The following is a 20,668-nucleotide window of genomic DNA, read 5'->3' as shown; positions in this document are numbered from 1 at the left end:
AGGAAGGACGTGCCATCGCGACGGCCGGCGACCCAGGCAGGCCGCCGGCCACCACGCACCTGCTACCCGGCCTTCTGCATGGACTCCGCCGAGCGGGCCCGGGCCAGCAGCGTCCGCAGTACCTCCGCGAGCCGCTCCACCTGGGGCACGGCCACGAGGCTGTAGTGGTCGCCCGGCACCTCCCGCACCTCCACGCCTCCCCGCGCGAGCCCACGCCACCCGAGGTCCTCCTCCACGTCCGCGGGTCCCTCGGCGGCACGCAGCACCACCAGCGAGCCATCGAAGGACTGAGGCACGTACCGGCGAGACGCCCGCCGGTTCCGCGAGAACATCTCCCACAGGGCCCGCAGCTCCGCGCACGCTTCCTCGTCCAGGCCGGAGTCCGCACCGGGCTTCCCGTCCAGCACCGCCGCCAGCTCCACGGCGTCCACGTGCTCCAGGACCTCGGCCGCCCGCGGGTGGATGGCGGAGAGCCGGGACAGGTGGCTGGCGAACTCCAGCACCACCTCCACCTCCTGCTCCTCCGCGTGCGCCTCTTCCCTGCCTCGCGCGTCGACGATGACCAGCAGCCCCACCTTCTCTCCGCGAGCCTCAAGCTGACGAGCCATCTCGTACGCCACCCGGCCGCCCATGGACCAGCCGCCCAGGAGGTACGGGCCTTCCGGCTGCACCTCGCGCACCGCCTCCAGGTAGCGCGCGGCCATCTCCTCCACCGAGTCCCCGGCGCCGCCCGCCGGCACCTGCAGGCCGTAGAAGGGCTGGTCCGCGTCCATCCGCTTCGCCAGCTCCAGGTACGCCAACACGCTGCCTCCCACCGGGTGCACGCAGAAGAAGGGCCTCGCGTCGCCGCCCTTCCTCAGCGTCACCAGCGGCGAGTCCGACGTGCTGCCCGCCTCGATGCGCGCGGCCAGCGTCTCCAGCGTCGGCGCCTCGAACAAGTCGATGACCGCGAGCTGGACGTCGAAGAGGCTCCGCACCCGCGCCACCACCTGCGTGGCCAGCAGCGAGTGGCCACCCAGGTCGAAGAAGTCGTCGCGCGTGCCCACCCGGGTCACACCGAGCAGCTCCTTCCACAGCCCGGCCAGCCGCTGCTCCGTCTCCGTGCGAGGCTCCACGTACTCCGTCTCCCGCCTCCGGGATGGAGCCGGGAGCGCCTTCCGGTCCACCTTCCCGTTCGCGGTCAGCGGCAGCGCCTCCAGCACGACGCAGGCCGACGGCACCATGTAGTCCGGCAGCCGCGCCGCGAGGTGCTCGCGCAGCGCCGGCTCCTCCAGCGTCTTCCCCGGCCTGCCCACCGCGTACGCGACCAGGTGCCTGTCACCGGGCACGTCCTCTCGCGCCACCACCACGCACTCGCCCACGCCCGGGTGCTGCGACAGCACGGCCTCCACCTCGCCCAGCTCCACGCGGAAGCCGCGAATCTTGAGCTGGTGGTCCACCCGTCCGAGGAACTCGATGCGGCCATCCTCCAGCCATCGCACCCGGTCTCCCGTCCGGTACAGCCTCGCCCCGGGCTCGCCGCTGAAGCCGTCCGGCAGGAAGCGCTCCGCCGTCCCGTCCGGCCGGCCCAGGTAGCCGCGGCCCACGCTCTGCCCGCCGATGTACAGCTCTCCCGGCACGCCCGGCGGCACCGGCTGGCCGTCCCCATCCAGCACGTACACGCGCACGTTCCCGAGCGGCCTGCCCAGCGGCACCGACTGCGTCCCCGGCACGCGCTCGCCGCGCTCCACCCGCTGCGCGAGCACGCCCACCGTCGTCTCCGTCGGGCCGTAGTGGTTGAAGACCTCGCACTCCGGCGCCAGCGCGTGGACGCGCTCCACGAGCGCCCACTCCGCCCGGTCTCCTCCCAGCACCAGCCGCTTGCGTGGCAGCAGCTCGCCCACGTCATCGGCCGCGAGCAGCGCCTCCAGGTGCGTGGGGACGATCTTCAGTCCCTCGACACCGTGCTTGCGCCCGTACGCCCACAGCCGCGCCGAGTCCGAGGCCGCCGCCATCCCCACCAGGTGCACCGTGCCGCCCGCGCACAGCGTGGGGAAGAGCGCCGTGTGGCCCAGGTCCGCCGCCAGCGTCGACACCGACGCGAAGCTCATGCCCTGGGGCAGCTCCAGCCTCCGGCTCACGCCCGCCACGTAGCAGGCGAGCTGTCCGTGCTCGATGCACACGCCCTTCGGCTGCCCCGTGCTCCCCGACGTATAGATGATGTACGCCGCGTTGCCCGGCACCACGCCGCTGGAGGGCGGCTCCTCCGGCTGCGACTCCAGCAGCCCGTCCTCCGCGTCCAGGCTGACCAGGAACTCTCCCTGCGAGGGAAGCTCGTTGGCCAGCGCCTCCTCGGTGACGATGACCTGCACGCGCGCGTCCTGGAGGACGTGCCGCACGCGCTCGCTCATGTGCGCGTACGCCGGGTCGATGGGCACGTACGCGCCGCCCGCCTTGAGGATACCCAGCAGGCCCACCAGCGCGTGCGCCCGCCGCTCCACGAACAGGCCCACCCGCGTCTCCGGCTCCACGCCCAGCGCCTTCAACCAGTGCGCGAGCTGGTTGGCCCGGCGCTCCAGCTCGGCGTACGTGAGCCGTTCGTCACCGGCCACCACCGCCACCGCGTCCGGTACCCGCGCCGCCTGCTCGGAGATGAGCTCGTGGATGCACCGCCGCGCGTACGGCGCCGCGGTGTCGTTCCACTCCACCAGTACCCGGCGCCGCTCCGCGTCCGTCAGCAACGGCAGCTCGGACAGCCGCTGCCGCCCGTCCTCCGCCGCCACCGCCTCCAGCACGTGCTGGAAGTGCCGCGCCATGCGCTCCACCGTGGAGGCCTCGAAGAGGTCCGTGGTGTACACCCACGAGCAGACCAGCCCCTCCGGCATCGGGCTGACCAGCACCGTCATGTCCAGCTTGGACGCGGCCGGGTGCGACTCCCCGAAGCGCAGCGTCAGGCCCGGCAGCTCCGGGGCCTTCAGCGGCATGTTCTGGAGCACGAACTTCACCTGGAACACCGGCGCGTGCGCCAGGCTCCGCTCCGGGTTCAGCGCGCGCACCACCTCCTCGAAGGGGAGGTCCTGGTACGCGTACGCGTCCATGGCCACCCGCTTCGTCTGCTCCAGCACGTCGCGGAAGACAGGGTTGCCCTCCAGCCGCAGACGCAGGGCGAGCTGGTTGATGAAGAAGCCGATGAGCGGCTCCGTCTCCGCGAGGTTGCGGTTGGCCACGTCCGTGCCCACCACCAGGTCCGTCTGCCCGCTGTAGCGGTGCAGCAGGGACTGGAAGCCCGCCATGAGGAGCATGAAGAGCGTGGCCCCCTCGCGCCGGGCCAGCGCCTCCAGCTTCTCCGCCAGCGCCGGGCTCAGCGTGGACAGGTGCGTGGCCCCCCGGTAGGTGCGCACCGCGGGCCGAGGCCGGTCGGCCGGCAGCTCCAGCACGGCGGGTGCGCCCTTCAACTGCCGGCGCCAGTACGCGAGCTGCGACTCCAGCACGTCGCCCTTCAGCCACTCGCGCTGCCAGGCCGCGTAGTCCGCGTACTGCACGGACAGCGCGGGCAGCGGCGACGGTCGGCCCTCGCGGTGCGCAGCGTAGAGCGCCACCACCTCCCGCACCAGCACGCCCATGGACCAGCCGTCCGAGGTGATGTGGTGCATGGTCAGCAGCAGCAGGTACTCGGTGTCCTGGATGCGCAGCAGCGTCGCGCGCAGGAGCGGCCCCGTGGACAGGTTGAACGGGCGGCGCGCTTCTTCCTCCTCCAGCCGGCGCGCCTCCTGCTCACGCACGTCCATCGGCAGGACGCGCAGGTCCTCGACCATCAGCCGCGGCTCCACGCCGGAGAGGATGACCTGCACCGGGCCCTCGGGCATGTCGCGGAACACGGTCCGCAGCGCCTCGTGCCGGCGCACCACCTCCCGGAACGCATGCTCCAGGGCGTTCACGTCCAGCGCGCCCTCGATACGAAGGGCGATGGGGATGTTGAAGAGGGAGCCACCGGGCTCCAGCCGGTCCAGGAACCACAGCCGCTGCTGGGCGAAGGACAGCTCCGCCTCCCGGGTGCGGGGGACAATCACCGGGGCCGGCGTCCGGCGAACCTCCGCCGGCACCTGCCCTGCGAGGCGCCGTGCCAGCGCCTCCACCGTGGGGGCCTCGAACAGCTCGCGCAGCGGCACCTCCACCTTCAGCGAGGCCCGCAGGCGCGAGACGACCTGCGTGGCCAGCAGCGAGTGGCCGCCCAGGGAGAAGAAGTTGTCGGTGACGCCCACGCGAGGCACGCCGAGCACGCTGGAGAAGACCTCCGCCAGCGACTGCTCCAGCGGGCTCCTCGGAGCAACGAAGGGCGCATCACCGCGCAGGCTCTCCGCGTCGGGCGCGGGCAGCAGGCGGCGGGCCAGCTTGCCGCTGGGCGTGAGCGGCAACGCCTCCAGCCGCACCAGCGCCGACGGCACCATGTACTCGGGCAGGCGGCGCTCCAGCGACTCCCGCAGGGACTCGGGGTCCCAGCCGGTGTCCGGCCGGAGCACCACGTACCCCACCAGCCGCTTGTCACCCGGCGTGTCCTCGCGCACCACGGCGGCGGCATCACGCACACCGGACGCGTCTCTCAGGGCGGCCTCCACCTCGCCCAGCTCGATGCGGAAGCCCCGCACCTTCACCTGTCCGTCCAGCCGGCCGAGGAACTCCACCGTGCCCTCCGCCCTCCAGCGGGCCCGGTCTCCCGTACGGTAGAGCCGCGCACCCGGCTCGCGGGAGAACGGGTCGGGCACGAATTTCCCGGCGGTCAGCTCGGGGCGTCCCACGTAGCCGTGCGCAACCTGCACTCCTCCGAGGTACAGCTCGCCCGGCACGCCGATGGCGCAGGGCTGCCCACGCTCGTCCAGCACGTAGAGCCGGGTGCCGGGCGGCGGGGAGCCGATGGGCGGCAGCCGGGGCCAGGACGCGGGCGCCCCCTGGAGCCGGTACGCGCTCACCACGTGCGTCTCCGACGGGCCGTACTGGTTCTCCAGCACACAGCCGGGCAGCCGCTCGAAGAGAGCCACCACCGCGGGTGTCACCTGGAGCTGCTCGCCCGCGGTCACCACCTCGCGCAGGCGCTGTGGCAGCCGGGCTCCGTGGGCCACCGCGTCCGCCAGGGCCTGCAAGGCGACGAATGGAAGGAACATTCGTTCCACGCCGGTGCGTGCCATGAGGTCCAGCAGCGCGGGCATGTCCTGCCGCACCAGCGCCGTGGGCATCACCAACGTGCCGCCCGCGCACCATGTGGAGAACAGCTCCTGGAAGGACACGTCGAAGCTGAGCGCCGCGAACTGCAGCGTGGTCGCGTCGGGCTTGACGGATTGCTTCAACTGCCACGCCAGCAGGTTGGACAACGCGCGGTGCGGCAGCGCCACCCCCTTCGGCCGTCCCGTGCTGCCGGAGGTGTAGATGACGTAGCAGGCGGACTCGGGCGGTACCTCCACCGCCGGAGCGTGCGACGGCTGGTCCGCGATGGCCGTGGCCTCCACGTCCAGCAGCACGCGGCGGGTGCGGACCCTGGCCGGAAGCACCGGCATCAAGGAGTCCTGGGTGACGACCACCGGCACCGCCGCGTCCTCCAGCATGAAGGCCAGGCGCTCCGCCGGGTAGCCGGGGTCGAGCGGCAGGTAGGCGGCACCGGTCTTCAGGATGCCCAGCACGCCCACCGCCAGCTCCAACGAGCGCTCCACGCACAGGCCCACCCGGTCCCCCGGGCGCACGCCTCGCGCGAGCAGGTATCGCGCGAGCTGGTTCGCCCGGCGCTCCAGCTCCGCGTAGGACAGCGTGTCCCCTTCATGGACCACCGCCACCGCGTCCGGCGTGCGCGCGGCCTGGGCCGCGACGAGCGCATGCACACAGGCCGCGGGGGACGATTCCCCCGCCGCGCCGTTCCACTCCACCAGCACCCGGCGCCGCTCCTCCTCCGCGAGGAGCGACAGCTCGGACAGCCGCCGCTCGGGCCAGGCGACGGCGTCCTCCAGCAGCACGCGCAGGTGGTCCACCATCCGCGCGGCCGTGTGGTCCTCGTACAGGTCGGTGCGGTACTCCAGCGCGCCGCGCAGGCCCTGGGGCATCTCGCTCAGCGTCAGCGTGAAGTCGAACTTCGCCGTGCCGCTGTCCAGCTCCATCAGGCGCAGGGTGAGCCCGGGGACGGTCAGCTCCGTCGAGGGCGTGTTGAGCATCACCAGCGCCACCTGGAAGAAGGGCGTGCGCTCGGGCTGCCTCGGCGGCTGGAGCACCTCCACCAGCCGCTCGAAGGGCACGTCCTGGTGCGCGTACGCATCCAGGGTGACGTCCTTCACACGGCCCAGCAGCTCGCGGAAGGTGGGGTCGCCATCCAGGTGCGTGCGCATCACCAGCGTGTTGACGAAGAAGCCGATGAGCCCCTCCGTCTCCGCCTGCGTGCGTCCGGCGATGGGCGCGCCCACGCAGATGTCGTCCTGGCCCGAGTAGCGCGACAGCAGCGCCTGGAGGCCGGCCAGCAGTCCCATGAAGAGAGTGGCGCCCTCGCCCTTGCACAGTGCCGTCAGCGCCTGCGTCAGCTCCAGCGGCAGCTCCACCCGGAGCCACGTACCGGGGTTGCTCGCGTCCGCCGTGCGCGGCCAGTCCGTGGACAGCTCCAGCGCGGGCGGCGCACCGTCGAGCTGCTTCCTCCAGTAGTCGAGCTGCCGCTCCAGCACCTCGCCCTGGAGCCACTCACGCTGCCACGCGGAGTAGTCCGTGTACTGGATGGGCAGCGGAGGCAGCGCGGACGGCTGGCCCGCCACCGCCGCCTCGTACAGCGCCACCATCTCGTGGGTCAGCACGCCAATGGACCAGCCGTCCGAGATGATGTGGTGCATCGTCACCACCAGCAGGTGGTGCTGCTCCGACAGGCGCAGCAGCCGCGTGCGCAACAGCGGCCCGCGGGTGAGGTCGAACGGCCGGCGCGCCTCTTCACGCGCCAGGCGCAGCGCTTCCTCTTCCCGCTCGGACGTGGGCAGGAACGACAGGTCCTCCACCTCCAGCGTCCACTCCGAGGCGGGCGAGACGACCTGGACCGGCCGGCCCTCGCGAACCTCGAAGGACGTGCGCAGCACCTCGTGACGGCGGACCAGCCCGGCGAAGGCGCGCTCCAGGGCGGCCACGTCGAGCACACCCTCCAGCCGCAGCGCCGCCGACATGTTGTAGAGCGGGCTGTCCGGCTGGAACTGGTCCAGGAACCACAACCGCTGCTGCGCGTAGGAGAGCTCCGAGTCCCCCGTCTCCTTGCGAGGGACAATCCTCGGAGCGGCGGTGCGGTGCGTCCCGGCGGGGATGCGGCCTTCGAGACGCCGTGCCAGCGACTCCACCGTGGGCGCCTCGAACATCTCGCGCAGCGCCACCTCCACGCCCAGCGCGGCGCGCACGCGAGCGACCACCTGGGTGGCCAGCAGCGAGTGGCCCCCGAGGGCGAAGAAGTTATCGGTGACACCGACGTGCGAGAGGTTCAGCACGCCGGCGAAGGCCTCCGCCAGCACCTGCTCCAGCGGGTTGCGCGGCTCGACGAGGGGCACCGCGCCGCGCAGGCTCTCCACGTCCGGCGCGGGTAGCAGGTTGCGGACCAGCTTGCCCGTGGGCATCAGCGGCAGCGCGTCCAGCCGCACCAGCGCCGAGGGCAGCATGTACTCGGGCATCCTGCGCGCCAGCGTCTGGCGTAGGGCCTCGGGGTCCCAATCGGTGTCCGGCTGGAGCACCACGTAGCCCACCAGCCGCTTGTCGCCCGGCGTGTCCTCGCGCACCATCGCCGCCGCCTCGCGCACTCCCGGAGCGTCGCGCAGGGCGGCCTCCACCTCGCCCAGCTCGATGCGGAAGCCCCGCACCTTCACCTGTCCGTCCAGCCGGCCGAGGTACTCGAGGACGCCGTCCTCCTTCCAGCGGGCCCGGTCTCCGGTGCGGTAGAGCCGCACGCCGGGCACCCCGGACAGCGCGTCGGGGACGAACTTCTCCGCCGTCAGCTCCGGCCGCTCGTGGTAGCCGAGCGCGACCTGCACACCGCCGACGAACACCTCACCGGGCACGCCGATGCCGCAGGGGCGGCCGTGCGCGTCCAGCACGTACAGGCGGGTGCCGGGCACGGCGCTGCCCACGGAGGGCAGCAGCGGCCACGTGGGTGGAGCCCCCCGCAGCCGGTACGCGCTCACCACGTGCGCCTCCGACGGGCCGTACTGGTTCTCCAGCACGCACTCCGGCAGGCGCTCGAAGAAGGACACCAGCGCGGGCGTCACCTGGAGCTGCTCACCCGCTGTCACCACCTCGAGCAGGCGCTCCGGGGCGCGCGCCGCGTGGGCCACGGCTTCCACCAGGGCGCGGAGCGCGATGAACGGAAGGAACAGCCGTTCCACGTCATGGCGCACGATGAAGTCGAGCAGCGCCGGCATGTCCTGGCGCACCCGCGCCGAGGGCACCGCCAGCGTGCCTCCGACAGCCCAGGTCGAGAACATCTCCTGGTAGGAGACGTCGAAGTTGAGCGACGCGAACTGGAGCGTGGTGGCCTCCGCCCGCACGGACTGACGGCGCTGCCAGGCCACCACGTTGGACAGCGTGCGGTGCGGCACCGCGATGCCCTTGGGCCGGCCCGTGCTGCCCGACGTGTAGATGATGTAGCAGAGGGCGTCCGGCGACACCGGCCAGTCCGGGGTGTCGTCCGGCTGACGGGCGAACGCGTCCACCTCCGTGTCCACGCAGACCACCCGTGCCCCGGTGCCCTGGGGCAGCGACTCGAGCAGGTGCGACTGGGTGAGCACCAGCGGCGCGCCCGAGTCCTCCAGCATGAAGGCGAGCCGCTCGGCGGGGTACTGCGGGTCCACCGGCACGAAGGCCGCCCCCATCTTGAGGACGGCGAGCACCGACACCACCATCTCCGGCGAGCGCTCCAGACACAGCGCCACCCGGTCTCCCGTCCGCACCCCCAGCGCGCGCAGGTGCCAGGCGAGCTGGTTGGCCCGGCGCTCCAGCTCCGCATAGGTGAGCTGGCTGCCGTCGAACACCACGGCCACCGCCTCGGGCGTCCGCGCGGCCTGGGCATCGAAGAGCTCGTGCACACACGGCTCGGACGTGGAGTCCACCGCGCCGGCGTTCCACTCCACCAGGACCTGGCGGCGCTCCGCCTCGGACATGAGCGACAGCTCGGACAGGCGCCGCTCGGGCCGGGCGACCGCGTCCTCCAGCAGCGTGCGCAGGTGCTCCATCATCCGCGCCGCCGTCGAGGCCTCGAACAGGTCGCTGCGGTACTCCAGCACGGTGCTCAGGCCCCGGGGCGTCTCGGTGCACACCAGGGTGAGGTCGAACTTGGAGGTGCCGCTGTCCACGTCCACGGGCCGGAAGGTGAGGCCCGGCGTGGCCAGCTCCGCCGCGGGCGTGTTGAGCAGCACCAGCGTCACCTGGAAGAAGGGCGTATGCCCGGCCTGCCTTGGCGGCTGGAGCACCTCCACCAGCTTCTCGAAGGGCACGTCCTGGTGCGCGTACGCGCCCAGCGTCACGTCACGCACCCGGCGGAGGACCTCCTGGAAGCTCGGGTCCCCATCGAGGCGCGTGCGCAGCACCATCGTGTTCACGAAGAAGCCGATGAGCCCCTCCGTCTGAGGCTGCGTCCGCCCGGCGATGGGCGCGCCCACGCAGATGTCCTCCTGGCCCGTGTAGCGGGACAGCAGCACCTGGAGCCCGGCGAGCAGGCCCATGAAGAGCGTGCCCTTCTCGCGGCGGCACAGCGCCCGCAGGCCCTGCATCAGCTCCAGCGGGAGCTGCACGCGCAGCGAGGCCCCCGGGTTGCTGGTGTCCGTGGTGCGCGGCCGGTCGGTGAGCAGCTCCAGCGCGGGCGGCGCGCCTTCGAGACGGCCCTTCCACCACGCGAGCTGCTCCTCCAGCACCGGCCCCTTGAGCCACTCGCGCTGCCACACGGCGTAGTCCGCGTACTGGATGGGCAGCTCCGGCAGCGGGGAGGGCCTTCCGGCCACGAAGGCTTCGTAGAGCGTGACGGCCTCGCGGATGAGCACGCCGATGGACCAGCCGTCGGAGACGATGTGGTGCATCGTCACCAGCAGCAGGTGCTCCGTCTCCGAGAGGCGCAGCAGCCGCGAGCGCAGCAGCGGGCCCCGGGACAGGTCGAAGGGACGGCAGGCTTCCTCGCGCGCCAGGCGCAGGGCCTCCTCCTCGCGCCGCGCTGGAGGCAGGTTCCGCAGGTCTTCTACCTCCAAGGAACTGGCCACGCTCTCGGGCGCGAGCACCTGGACCGGATTGCCCTCCCGGGCCTGGAAGGTGGTGTGCAGCGCCTCGTGACGCCGCATCAGCTCGGCGAAGGCACTCCCGAGGGCGCCCACGTCGAGCCTTCCCTCCAGCCGCATGGCCGAGGGGATGTTGTAGAGCGCGGTACCGGGTTGGTACTGGTCCAGGAACCACAGCCGCTGCTGGGCGAAGGACAGCGGCAGCGACTCGGTCCTCGGCACGCGGGGAATCAGCTCATCAGCGCGAGGCCGCGGGCTCCGTGTGGGCGCGGGAGGCGGAGTGCTCGGAGCCGGGCGGCGGCGGGCTGGAGGCGTCAGGAACTCCACCCCGCCATCCGCGCGATGACGCGCGGGAGTGCCGGTGCCGAACAACCGGACCGCGGCGTCCTCCTCGGCGCCGCCGGTCTCCACCAGCACCTCGCCGCCGGGCTCGGCCACCGGCTGCTGGCTCTTCCGGCGCAGCACGTCCAGGTGCCGCAGGCCCTCCATGGCGACTTCGTGCGCGAGGCCGAAGTCGACGAGGCAGGCCACCTCGTCCACGTCCGCATGGCGCAGTTGCTCCACGCGCGCGGCGAGCGTCTCCGGTGTGCCGAAGAGACCACCCGCTTCCAGGTAGCGCGAGACGCCCTGCTCCAGCAGCACCTCCATGTCCTGGGGCGTGAGGCCGCGCACGTCGAAGCCCAGCCCCTGGCTGGCCACCAGTCCGTTGAACAGCTCCACCGAGCTGCGGAAGTAGCGGATGAGCGGCTCTCGCGCCTGACGCCGCACCTCCTCCAGGCTGCCGGCCACGAAGGTGTGCAGCATCAGCACCACGTGGCCCCGGTCGTACCCCGCCTTCCGCCGGGCCTCGCGGTACAGGGCAATCTTGCGCGCCAGCTCCTCGAAGTCCTGGCCCAGCCCCAGCACGTTGGTGAGCAGGCCCGCGCCCAGTTCTCCGGCCAGCCGGAAGGTGTCCGGGTTGAAGGCGGCCGTCAGCCACATGGGCAGCTCGGACTGCACCGGCCGGGGGCGGATGGAGACCTCCACCTCGGCGCCCTGGCCGTTGGTGCGGCGCACGGTTCCGCCACGCCAGAGGGCGCGTACTTCTTCCACTCCGCGCCGCACGGCCTCGGGCCGCTGGTGGAAGTTCCCGGGGGCGAAGATGAAGTCGTTGACGTTCCAGCCCGCCGCGAAGGACACGCCCGCCCGGCCGTTGGAGAGGTTGTCGACGACGGACCACTCTTCCGCCACGCGGACGGCGTCATGCAGGGGCAGCACCACGCTGCCGGCGCGAATGGCCACGCGCTCGGTCACCATGGCCAGCGCGGCGCTGGTGGCGATGGGGTTGGGGTACGGCCCACCGAAGGCGTGGAAGTGCCGCTCGGGCGTCCACACCGCGCTGAAGCCGTGCGTGTCGGCGAACTTCGCGCCGTCGATGAGGAGCTGGTACTTGCCCCTGCCCGACGCCTCCGCGTCGTTGGCGAAGTAGAAGAGGCTGAAGTCCAGCGGCCTCCGCGCGCCCGGCGCTTGCGGGTGTGGCGGCACGTGCGGCGCGGTGGGCTTCGCGAGGGCAGCATCGCGGGTCAGTGAGAGGCGCGACAGTGGCTTGTCCGGCGAGTCCATCGCATCCGCGAGCAGTGCCTCCATCTGCGAGAGCAGGCGCACGATGGTGGAGACGTCGAACAGGTCGACGGCGTACTCCAGGGTGCCGGAGAAGCCGTGCTCGTCCTCGCGCATCAGCAGCGTGAGGTCCGCCAGCGAGGTGCCGTACTGGGCGGGCAGCCCGGTGACGTCGAAGTAGCCCAGCCGCAGCCCGGGGAACTCCAGCATGGGCGCGGACACGTCCTGCGTGTGCAGCAGGAAGATGGCGTCGAACAGGCGGGAGAGCCGCGTCTCCTCGCCGGGCTCCAGTTCCCCGAGGAGCTGCTCGTAGGGCACGTCCGGGTGGGCGAACGCGGACAGCGTGGTGTCACGAACACGCAGCGCCAGCTCGCGGAAGCCGGGGTCCCCTTCCAGGCTGGTGCGCAGGGCCAGCGCATGGGCCACGTAGCCAATCTGAGGCTCCAGCTCGGGCCGGGTGCGGTTGCCGATGGAGGTGCCCACCAGGATGTCCTCCTGCCCCGAGCAGCGGGCCAGGAGGGCCTTGAAGCCCGCCAGCAGCGTCATGTACGGCGTGAGCCCCTCGCGCTGGCTGAACGCCTTCAGCGCCGCGCCGAGTTCCCGGGAGAAGCTGAACGAGTGACGCGCCCCCCGCCTGCGCGCCCCCTCCACCCGAGGCCGGTCCAGCGGCAGCGGGAGCGGTCCGGGACGCTGCGCGAGCCGCTGGCGCCAGTACGCCTGCTGTGCCGCCAACGTGCCATCCGCGAGCGCCCGGCGCTGCCACGCCGCGAAGTCGAGGTACTGGATGGGCAGCTCCGGCAACGGCACGGAGACGCCATGGACGAAGCCCGTGTAGAGGGCCACCGCCTCCTGGATGAAGTTCACCAGGGACAGGGTGTCCGCCACGATGTGGTGGATGGTGACGAGCAGCACGTGCTCGGTCTCCGTCAGCCGCAGCAGGCGCACCCGCACCAACGGTCCCCGAGACAGCGAGAACGGCTCGGCGGGCTCCAGCCGGGCCAGGCGCATCGCCTCGGCCTCGCGGTCCCCGGCGAAGTCGCGCAGGTCCACCACGGGGAGCGGGATGCGCGCCTCGCTCAGGATGCGCGGCACCGCCCTGCCCTCCACCTGCTGGAAGACGGTGCGCAGGGACTCGTGCCGGCGGATGACCTCGTTGAACCCGCGCTCCAGCGCGGCGGCGTGGAGCGCCCCGGAGATACGGACCGCCAGGGGCTCGTTGAAGATGGAGCTGCCCGGCTCCTGGAGCTCCAGCTCCCAGACGCGCTCCTGCACGTAGGACAGCGGCAGCTCGCCCGTGCGCGGAATGGGCCGCATCGCGGCCGCATGAGCCCCGCTGCCCGGCCGTTCCGCCTGGAGCCGCAGCGCGATGCGCTCGGCCAGGCTGGCCACGGTGGGGGCTTCGAACAAATCACTGAGCGGCAGCTGGACCCGGAACGCCTCGCGCAGCCGGGTGAGGAGCTGCGCCGCCATCAGCGAGTTGCCACCCAGCTCCAGGAAGTTGTCGTCCGGGCCAATCTCCGTCACGCCCAGCCGCTCGCGCCACAGCTCCACGAGCCGCTGCTCGATGTCGCTCCGAGGCGTGCCGGGCTCGGGCGCGGCCACGGACTCGACGGCGGACCGCACCTCCAGGGCGAAGCGCTGCTCTTCGAAGGGATAGCCCGGCAGCGAGATACGGCGGCGCTGCTCCAGGGCGTAGAAGCCCTCCCAGTCGACAGGAGCGCCGGCACGCCACAGCGCGCCCAGCGACTCGAGCAACGTCTGCTCCTCCGGCGTGGAGGTGCCAGCACGAGGAAGGGAGGGGACCACCCGCGCGTCACGCTCGGTGCGCAGGCGCAGGCGGGCCAGCGAGGTGAGCCCCTGGTCCGGACCAGCCTCGATGAACCAGCCGCAGCCCCACTTCACCAGCGCGTCCATGCCCTCGGTGAAGCGGACCGGCTCGCGCATCTGCCGCGCCCAGTAGCGCGGCGACGTCGCCTCCTCGGGTCGAATCCACGTCCCCGTGAGGCTGGAGACATACGGGACGGTGGGCGCGTTCAGCGTCAGCCCCGCCACGGTCCGCTCCAGCTCGGGCATCAGCGGCTCCACCGCGCGCGAGTGGAAGGCATGTGCCGCGGACAGGCGCAGCACCGCCACGCCGCGCCCCCCCAGGGTGCGCTCCAGCGCCTCCAGTGGCTCCAGCGGGCCGGACACCACGCAGCGGAACGGGCCATTGAACGCGGCCAGCTCCAGCTCGGCGGGGAGCTGGGGCATCAGCTCCGCGGAGGAGAGCCCCACCGCGAGCATGCCGCCGGGAGGCAGCCGCGACATCATCTCGCCGCGAAGGACGGCCAGCCGCAGCGCGTCCTCCAGGGACAGCACGCCGGACAGGCACGCCGCCGTGTACTCGCCGAAGCTATGCCCCAGCAGCGCCGAGGGCTGGAAGCCGAAGCCCATCCACAGCCGCGCCAGGGCGTACTCCACCGCCAGCAACGCGGGCAGCGCGAAGCGCGGCTCGGAGAGCTTCGCCTCCGCCTGGGCCTCCATCCCCTGCTCGGGGAAGAGCACGGCGTGGAGGTCCTCCGTCAGCCCCGCTCCGGGAAGGAGCGCGAGACAGACGTCCAGCTCGCGCTGGAACAGGGGCTCGGACTCGTAGAGGCCCTGGGCCATGCGCACGGACTGCGCGCCCTGCCCTGGGAAGAGGAAGGCCACCCGGGCGGCTCGGGCCGTCTCCAGGTCATTGACCTCGGAAGGCGTGCCCGGCTTGCGCAGCTCACGCACGAGCGCGGCCGTGTCCCTGGCAATCACCGTCCGGCGGAACTCGAACGCCTTGCGTCCCACGGCCCGGGTGAAGGCCAGGTCCGCGAGGTCCACCTCCGGGTGTGTCTCCACATGGTCCGCGAGCTCGCGCGCCATCCTCTCCAGCGCGGAGACGGTCCGAGCGGACAGCGTCACGAGCTGCCGGTCACGCCGGCTGCCCTGCCCCTTCGCGTGGGGCGGCGCCTCCTCCAGCACGACGTGCGCGTTGGTGCCGCCAATGCCGAAGGAGCTCACTCCCGCCCTCCGGGGCTCGGCTCCGCGCTCCCAGGGGCGCAGGGACGTGTTCACGAAGAAGGGGCTCTTCTCGAAATCGATTTCCGGGTTGGGCCGCTCGAAGTGGAGGCTCGGAGGCAGCTCTCCATGGTGGAGCGCGAGCGCCGTCTTGATGAGACCGGCGATGCCCGCCGCCGTGTCCAGGTGCCCGATGTTCGTCTTCACCGAGCCGATGGCGCAGTAGCCGGTGCGGCCCGTGTGGGCGCGGTAGGCCCGGGTCAGCGCGGCGATTTCTATCGGGTCGCCGAGCGGAGTGCCGGTGCCATGCGCCTCCACGTAGCCGATGCTGGAGGCGTCCACACCGGCCGAGGCCAGCGCCCGTGTTATCACCTCGCGCTGTCCCTGCACGCTCGGCGCCGTGTAGCTGACCTTGGCATCCGCGTCGTTGTTGAGCGCGGAGCCCTTGATGACGGCGTAGATTCGGTCTCCGTCCCGCAGGGCCTCGGAGAGCCGCTTGAGTACGACGACGCCCAGGCCGCTGCCCGGGACGGTTCCCCGGGCACGCGCGTCGAAGGCGCGGCAGTGGCCGTCGGGGGAGAGAATCATTCCCTCCTGGAAGAGGTAGCCCGTGCGCTGCGGCAGCGAAATCTTCACCGCGCCGGCCAGCGCCACATCCGACTCACCGTCTCTCAGGCTCCGGCAGGCCAGGTGGACGGCCACCAGCCCCGTGGAGCACGCCGTGTAGACGTTGAGGCTCTCACCGGCGAGCTTCAGCTTGTACGCGGTCTTGGTCGCTGCGTTCTCGCCCGTGGTGGTTCCCAGCGCCTCGAACAGCGAGGCGGGGTCCTTCCGCGTCTGGCCGAGCAGCGACAGCACATGCCCGCCCGAGGAGCCCGAGCCCGCGTAGAGCGAGATGAGTCCCCGGAAGCGCTCCGGGTCGTAGCCGGCGTCTTCCAGCGCGTTCCACGCGCACTGGAGGAACAGCCGCTGCTGCGGGTCCATCCACTGCGCCTCGCGCGGAGAGACCTCGAAGAAGCCCGCGTCGAAGCCGTCCGCGCCATCCAGCACTCCGCCGGCGGGGACGAAGTCCGGGTGGCTCCGCAGCGTGTCCGGGAACAGCGGCGACGGCTCCAGTTCCTCCGGAGTGAAGCGAGAGATGGACTCCACGCCCCGGCGCAGGTTCTCCCAGAAGGTGTCGAGGTCCCTTGCCCCCGGGAAGCGCCCCGCCATGCCGATGATGGCGATGTCGCCCGAAACCTCCCCGCCCCGGTCCTTGCGTTCGGACGTCTTCGCGGACGGCGGTGGCGCCTGCTCGGAGCGCTGCTCCCGCTCCAGCCTCGCGGCCAGCGAAAACACGGTGGGGTGCTCGAAGAAGTGGGTGACGGGCACCTCCCGGCCCAGCGCCTCGCGCAGGTGCGTGCCGGCCTTCACCACCAGCAGCGAGCTGCCGCCGAGGTCATCGAAGAAGTGGTCATGCAGCCCCACTCGGGGCACCTGGAGCGCGCGCGCCCAGACCGTGGCGATGCGCTGCTCCAGCTCCGAGCGGGGCTCCACGAAGGAGTCCTCCCGTGCCGCTCGCGTGGACTCGGGCGAAGGCAGCGCCCCGCGGTCCACCTTACCGCCCGGGGTGAGCGGCAGCGCGGCCAGCGTCACGTAGGCGGAGGGCACCAGCACCTCCGGGAGCCGCTCCTTGAGAAAGCGCCGCAGCGCCGCGGGCTCCAGTTCCTCCTGGGCGACGACGTACGCCACCAGCCGCGCCTCGCCCGAATCCTCGCGGAGCACCACCACGGCCTGACGTACGCCGGGGTACTGAGCCAGCGCCGACTCCACCTCGCCGGGTTCCACGCGCACGCCGCGCACCTTCACCTGCGCATCGCGGCGCCCGAGGAACTCCAGCCTGCCGTCCGGCAGCGGACGCACCCGGTCCCCGGTGCGGTACAGCCGCTCTCCCGGAGTCGTGGCGAACGGGTCGGGCACGAAGCACTCGGCGGTGAGCGCCGGGCGGTGCAGGTAGCCCCGCGCCAGCCCCGGACCGCCCACGTAGAGCTCGCCCGGCATCCCGGGAGGCACCGGCTCCATCCGCGCGTCCAGGACGTACACACGAGCCCCGGCGATGGCACGGCCGATGGACGGCCGGCGCGGGTCCACGTCCGTGTCGATGGTGGCGCAGACGGACACCTCGGTCGGGCCGTAGGCGTTGAGGAAGCGGCGCCCCGGCTTCCAGCGGGCGGCCAGCTCCGGCGTGCACGCCTCACCGACGGAGGCCACCACCGCCAGCCCGGGCAGGGTTTCCGGCTCCAGCGGAGCCAGCGAGGTGGGCGTCGCCGTGATGACCGTGATGCGCTTCTCCGCGAGCACCTTCTGAAGCGGAGGGCCGGGCAACAGCGACTCAGGCTCGACGAGGCACAGCTCCGCGCCGGAGAGCAGCGTCGAGAAGATCTCCGACACCGAGGCATCGAAGCCGATGGAGGCGAGCTGCAGCAGCCGATGTCCGTGGCTCAGCCCCAGCGCCTCACGGGTGGCACAGGCGGTGTTGCTCAGGCCCCGGTGCTGGAGCAGGGTCCCCTTGGGCGTCCCCGTGGAGCCGGAAGTGAAGATGACGTAGGCGAGGTGCGCGGGCGTGACGAAGGGCGCGGGTGTCGTGCTGGGCTGTCCGGCCAGGGCGGCCTGGTCCGTGTCCACCAGCACCAGCATCTCGCCGTGGGAGGGCAGCGAGTCCGCGAGCGCCTCACGGGTGACGAGCACGGGCACCCGGGCCTCGCGCAGCATCAGCTCCAGCCGGGCGGGCGGGTACGCCGTGTCCAGCGGCAGGAAGGCGCCACCGGCCTTGAGCACGCCCAGCAGCGCCACCACCAGCTCCGGGGTGCGCTCCAGGTGCACGCCCACCACCACGTCGGGCCCGACGCCCAGCGAGCGCAGGTGCCAGGCGAGCTGGTTGGCACGCGCGTCCAGCTCCCGGTACGTCAGCGTGCGCTCGCCGAAGGAGACGGCAGGGGCCTCGGGCGTGCGGTGCACCTGCTCCTCGAAGAGGTGGTGCGCGCAGGCCTCCGGAGTCGCGGGGGCGGTGTAGCTCCACTCACCGAGTGCCCGGTGGCGCTCCAGCTCTGAGAGCAGGGGCAGCTCGCCGATGCGGCGCTCCGGCGTGGCGGCGGCCTCCGCCAGCAGGGTGCCGAGCTGCTCCAGCATGCGGCCGACGGTGTCCGCGTCGAAGAGGTCGGTGGCGTACTCGCACAGCAGCTCCAGGCCGCTGGCGGTGTCGGTGGCGGAGAGGGTGAGGTCGAGCTTGGTGGCGCCCGTGTCGCCCAGGGCGCTCTCCAGCGACAGTCCCGGCAGCCGAAGGGGCGCGGGCGTGGCGTCCTGCAGCACCAGCTTCACCTGGAACACCGGCGCATGGGCGAGGCTGCGCTCCGGGTTGAGGCCGCGCACCAGCTCGTCGAAGGGCAGGTCCTGATGCGCCCAGGCCCCCAGGGCCACCGGGTGCAGCCGGGCGAGGAGCTCACGGAAGGACGGCGCCCCGGAGAGGTCGCCGCGCAGGGGGAGCTGGTTGACGAAGAGGCCGATGAGGCCGGCCGTCTCCGGGCGGTTTCGGTGCGCGGTGTCCACGCCCACCACCAGGTCCTCCTGGCCGGTGTAGCGGTGCAGCAGCACCTGGAAGCCGGCCAGCAGCGCGACGAAGGGCGTGGTGCCCTCGCGCTGAGCCAGTGCCTTCACCCGCTCCCACGTGGCCCGTCCCACCTGCCGCACCACGTGCGCCCCACGGTAGGACTGCACCTTGGGGCGGGGGCGGTCCGTCGGCAGCTCCAGCACCGGAGGCGCTCCGGCAAGGTGCGTGCGCCACCAGCCGAGCAGCTCCTCGAGTCGCTCCCCGCGCAGCCACTGGCGCTGCCACGCCGTGTAGTCGGCGTACTGCAAGGGCAGCTCGTCCAGCACCGGCGTGCGTCCGGTGCAGTAGCCCTCGTAGAGTTCGGCCAGCTCGCGCACCAGCACGCGCATGGACCAGCCGTCGGCGATGATGTGGTGCAGCGTCAGCAGCAGCACGTGCCGCTGCTGCCCCAACCGCAGCAACGTGGCGCGCAGCAGTGGCCCTCGCGCGAGGTCGAAGGGGCGGCGTGCCTCCTCCTGTGTGAGTCGAAGGGCCTCCGCCTCCCGCGCCTCCTCCGGCAGGCCGCGCAGGTCCACCTGGGCCAGGGCGAGGAGCAGCGAGTCCTGGATGCGCTGGACGGGCTCGCCCCTTTCCTCGGCGAACACGGTGCGCAGCGCCTCATGCCGCTGCACCAGTGCCTGGAGGCTGCGCTCCAGCGCCGACGCGTCCAGCCGGCCTTCCAGCCTGGAGACGACGGGCACGTTGTAGAAGGCACTGCCCGGCTCCATCCGGTCGAGGAACCACAGCCGCTGTTGCGCGAAGGACAGCGGCAGCGCGCGGGTGCGCGGAGCGCGCGGAATGGGCGGGAGCACGCCCGCCGCCGTCCGCCGGGTGCCAATCTCCCGAGCCAGCTCGGAGACGCTCGCGCCGCCCAGCAGCAACTCCACTGGCAGCGCCACGCCCAGCTCCATCTCCAGCGCGTGCGCCAACTCCACCGCCGCCAGGGAGTCCAGACCGAAGCGCGTCAGCGGTGCCGAGGCCTCCAGCGACTCCGCGCGAGCGCCCAGCCGGGCCGCCACCCGCGCGAGCACGCGTGCTTCCAGTCCTCCCTGCCCCGTCAGCGACTCGGAAGCAGCGCCGCCAGGATTCCCGGCGGCTTCCGCACGAGGCACGGCAGGCGAGCCGACAGCTCCCGTGCGCGCCACATACTCCGCTGTCGCCGCGGCAATGGACGCCGTGGGCTCAATCCCAGCGGACTCGACAGTCTGCGAGCCCCGCCATGCGTACACCTCGCGCAACTCTCCCGCGAGGAAGGCCGCCCGGCAGGCGCGTCGCTGAACCTTGCCGCTGGACGTCTTCGGCAGGCTGCCGGGCTCAATCAGGACCAGCGCATGCGGCAGCACCTCATGCCTCTCCGCCAATCCCTGGCGAACCGCGCCCACCACCTCCTCCAGGCTCGTCGCCAGCTTGCGCGTGTCCACCTCCTGCACCACCACCAGCCGCTCCTCGCCCTCCACCTCGACGCTGAAGGCGGCTCCACACCCGGGACGCAGCGCCGGGTGGCTCCCCTCCACCGTCAGCTCCAGGTCATGCGGGTAGAGGTTGCGTCCACGCAGGATGAGCAGGTCCTTCCTGCGCCCTGTCACGTACAGCTCGCCGCCTTCGAGGAAGCCCAGGTCCCCCGTGCGCAGGAAGGGCCCCTCACCGCGCGCCGTGTACGCCTCGAAGATGCTCTGCGACTCGTACGGCCGCTGCCAGTACCCACCGGCCACGCTGGGCCCACCCACCCAGATTTCCCCCACCTCACCCGGCGCGCACACCCGCAGCGACTCGGGCTCCACCACCACGATTCGCTGCCCGGGCAGTGTGCCCCCACACCCCACCAGCGTCCGCGCCTGTCCACGCGGCGCCTCCGCGCTGCCCTTCTCCAGCGCGCCGGGGTCCACCGGCCGCAGCCGCAGCGGCTCTCCCTTCTCTCCACCGGAGACGATGAGCGTCGCCTCCGCCAGCCCGTAGCAGGGATAGAAGGACTCGCGCCGGAAGCCCCAGGGCGCGAACGCCTCCGCGAAGCGCTCCAGCGTCTCGGCGCGAATGGGCTCCGCGCCGCAGAAGGCCACCTCCCAGCGGCTCAGGTCCAGCCCCTCACGCTCGGCCGGAGGGATGCGCCTCACGCACAGCTCGAAGGCGAAGTTGGGGCCGCCGCTGATGGTGCCCCCCAGCTTCGTCAGCGTCTCCAGCCACCAGC

The 20,668-nt window shown here is 72.3% G+C and carries 1 protein-coding gene; it reads right to left on the bottom strand.

Features of this window, described 5'->3' with window-relative positions:
* Positions 1-62 precede the first annotated feature (62 nt).
* On the bottom strand, positions 63-20,668 hold a 20,606-nt coding region (locus K8638_RS35775), incomplete at its 5' end, for a non-ribosomal peptide synthase/polyketide synthase (protein ID WP_370644212.1).

It is taken from the genome of Myxococcus sp. RHSTA-1-4 (genome assembly GCF_020037125.1).
GTDB lineage: Bacteria > Myxococcota > Myxococcia > Myxococcales > Myxococcaceae > Myxococcus.
Note: the sequence above shows the minus strand (reverse complement) of the source record. Positions and strands in the feature narration are given on the sequence as shown.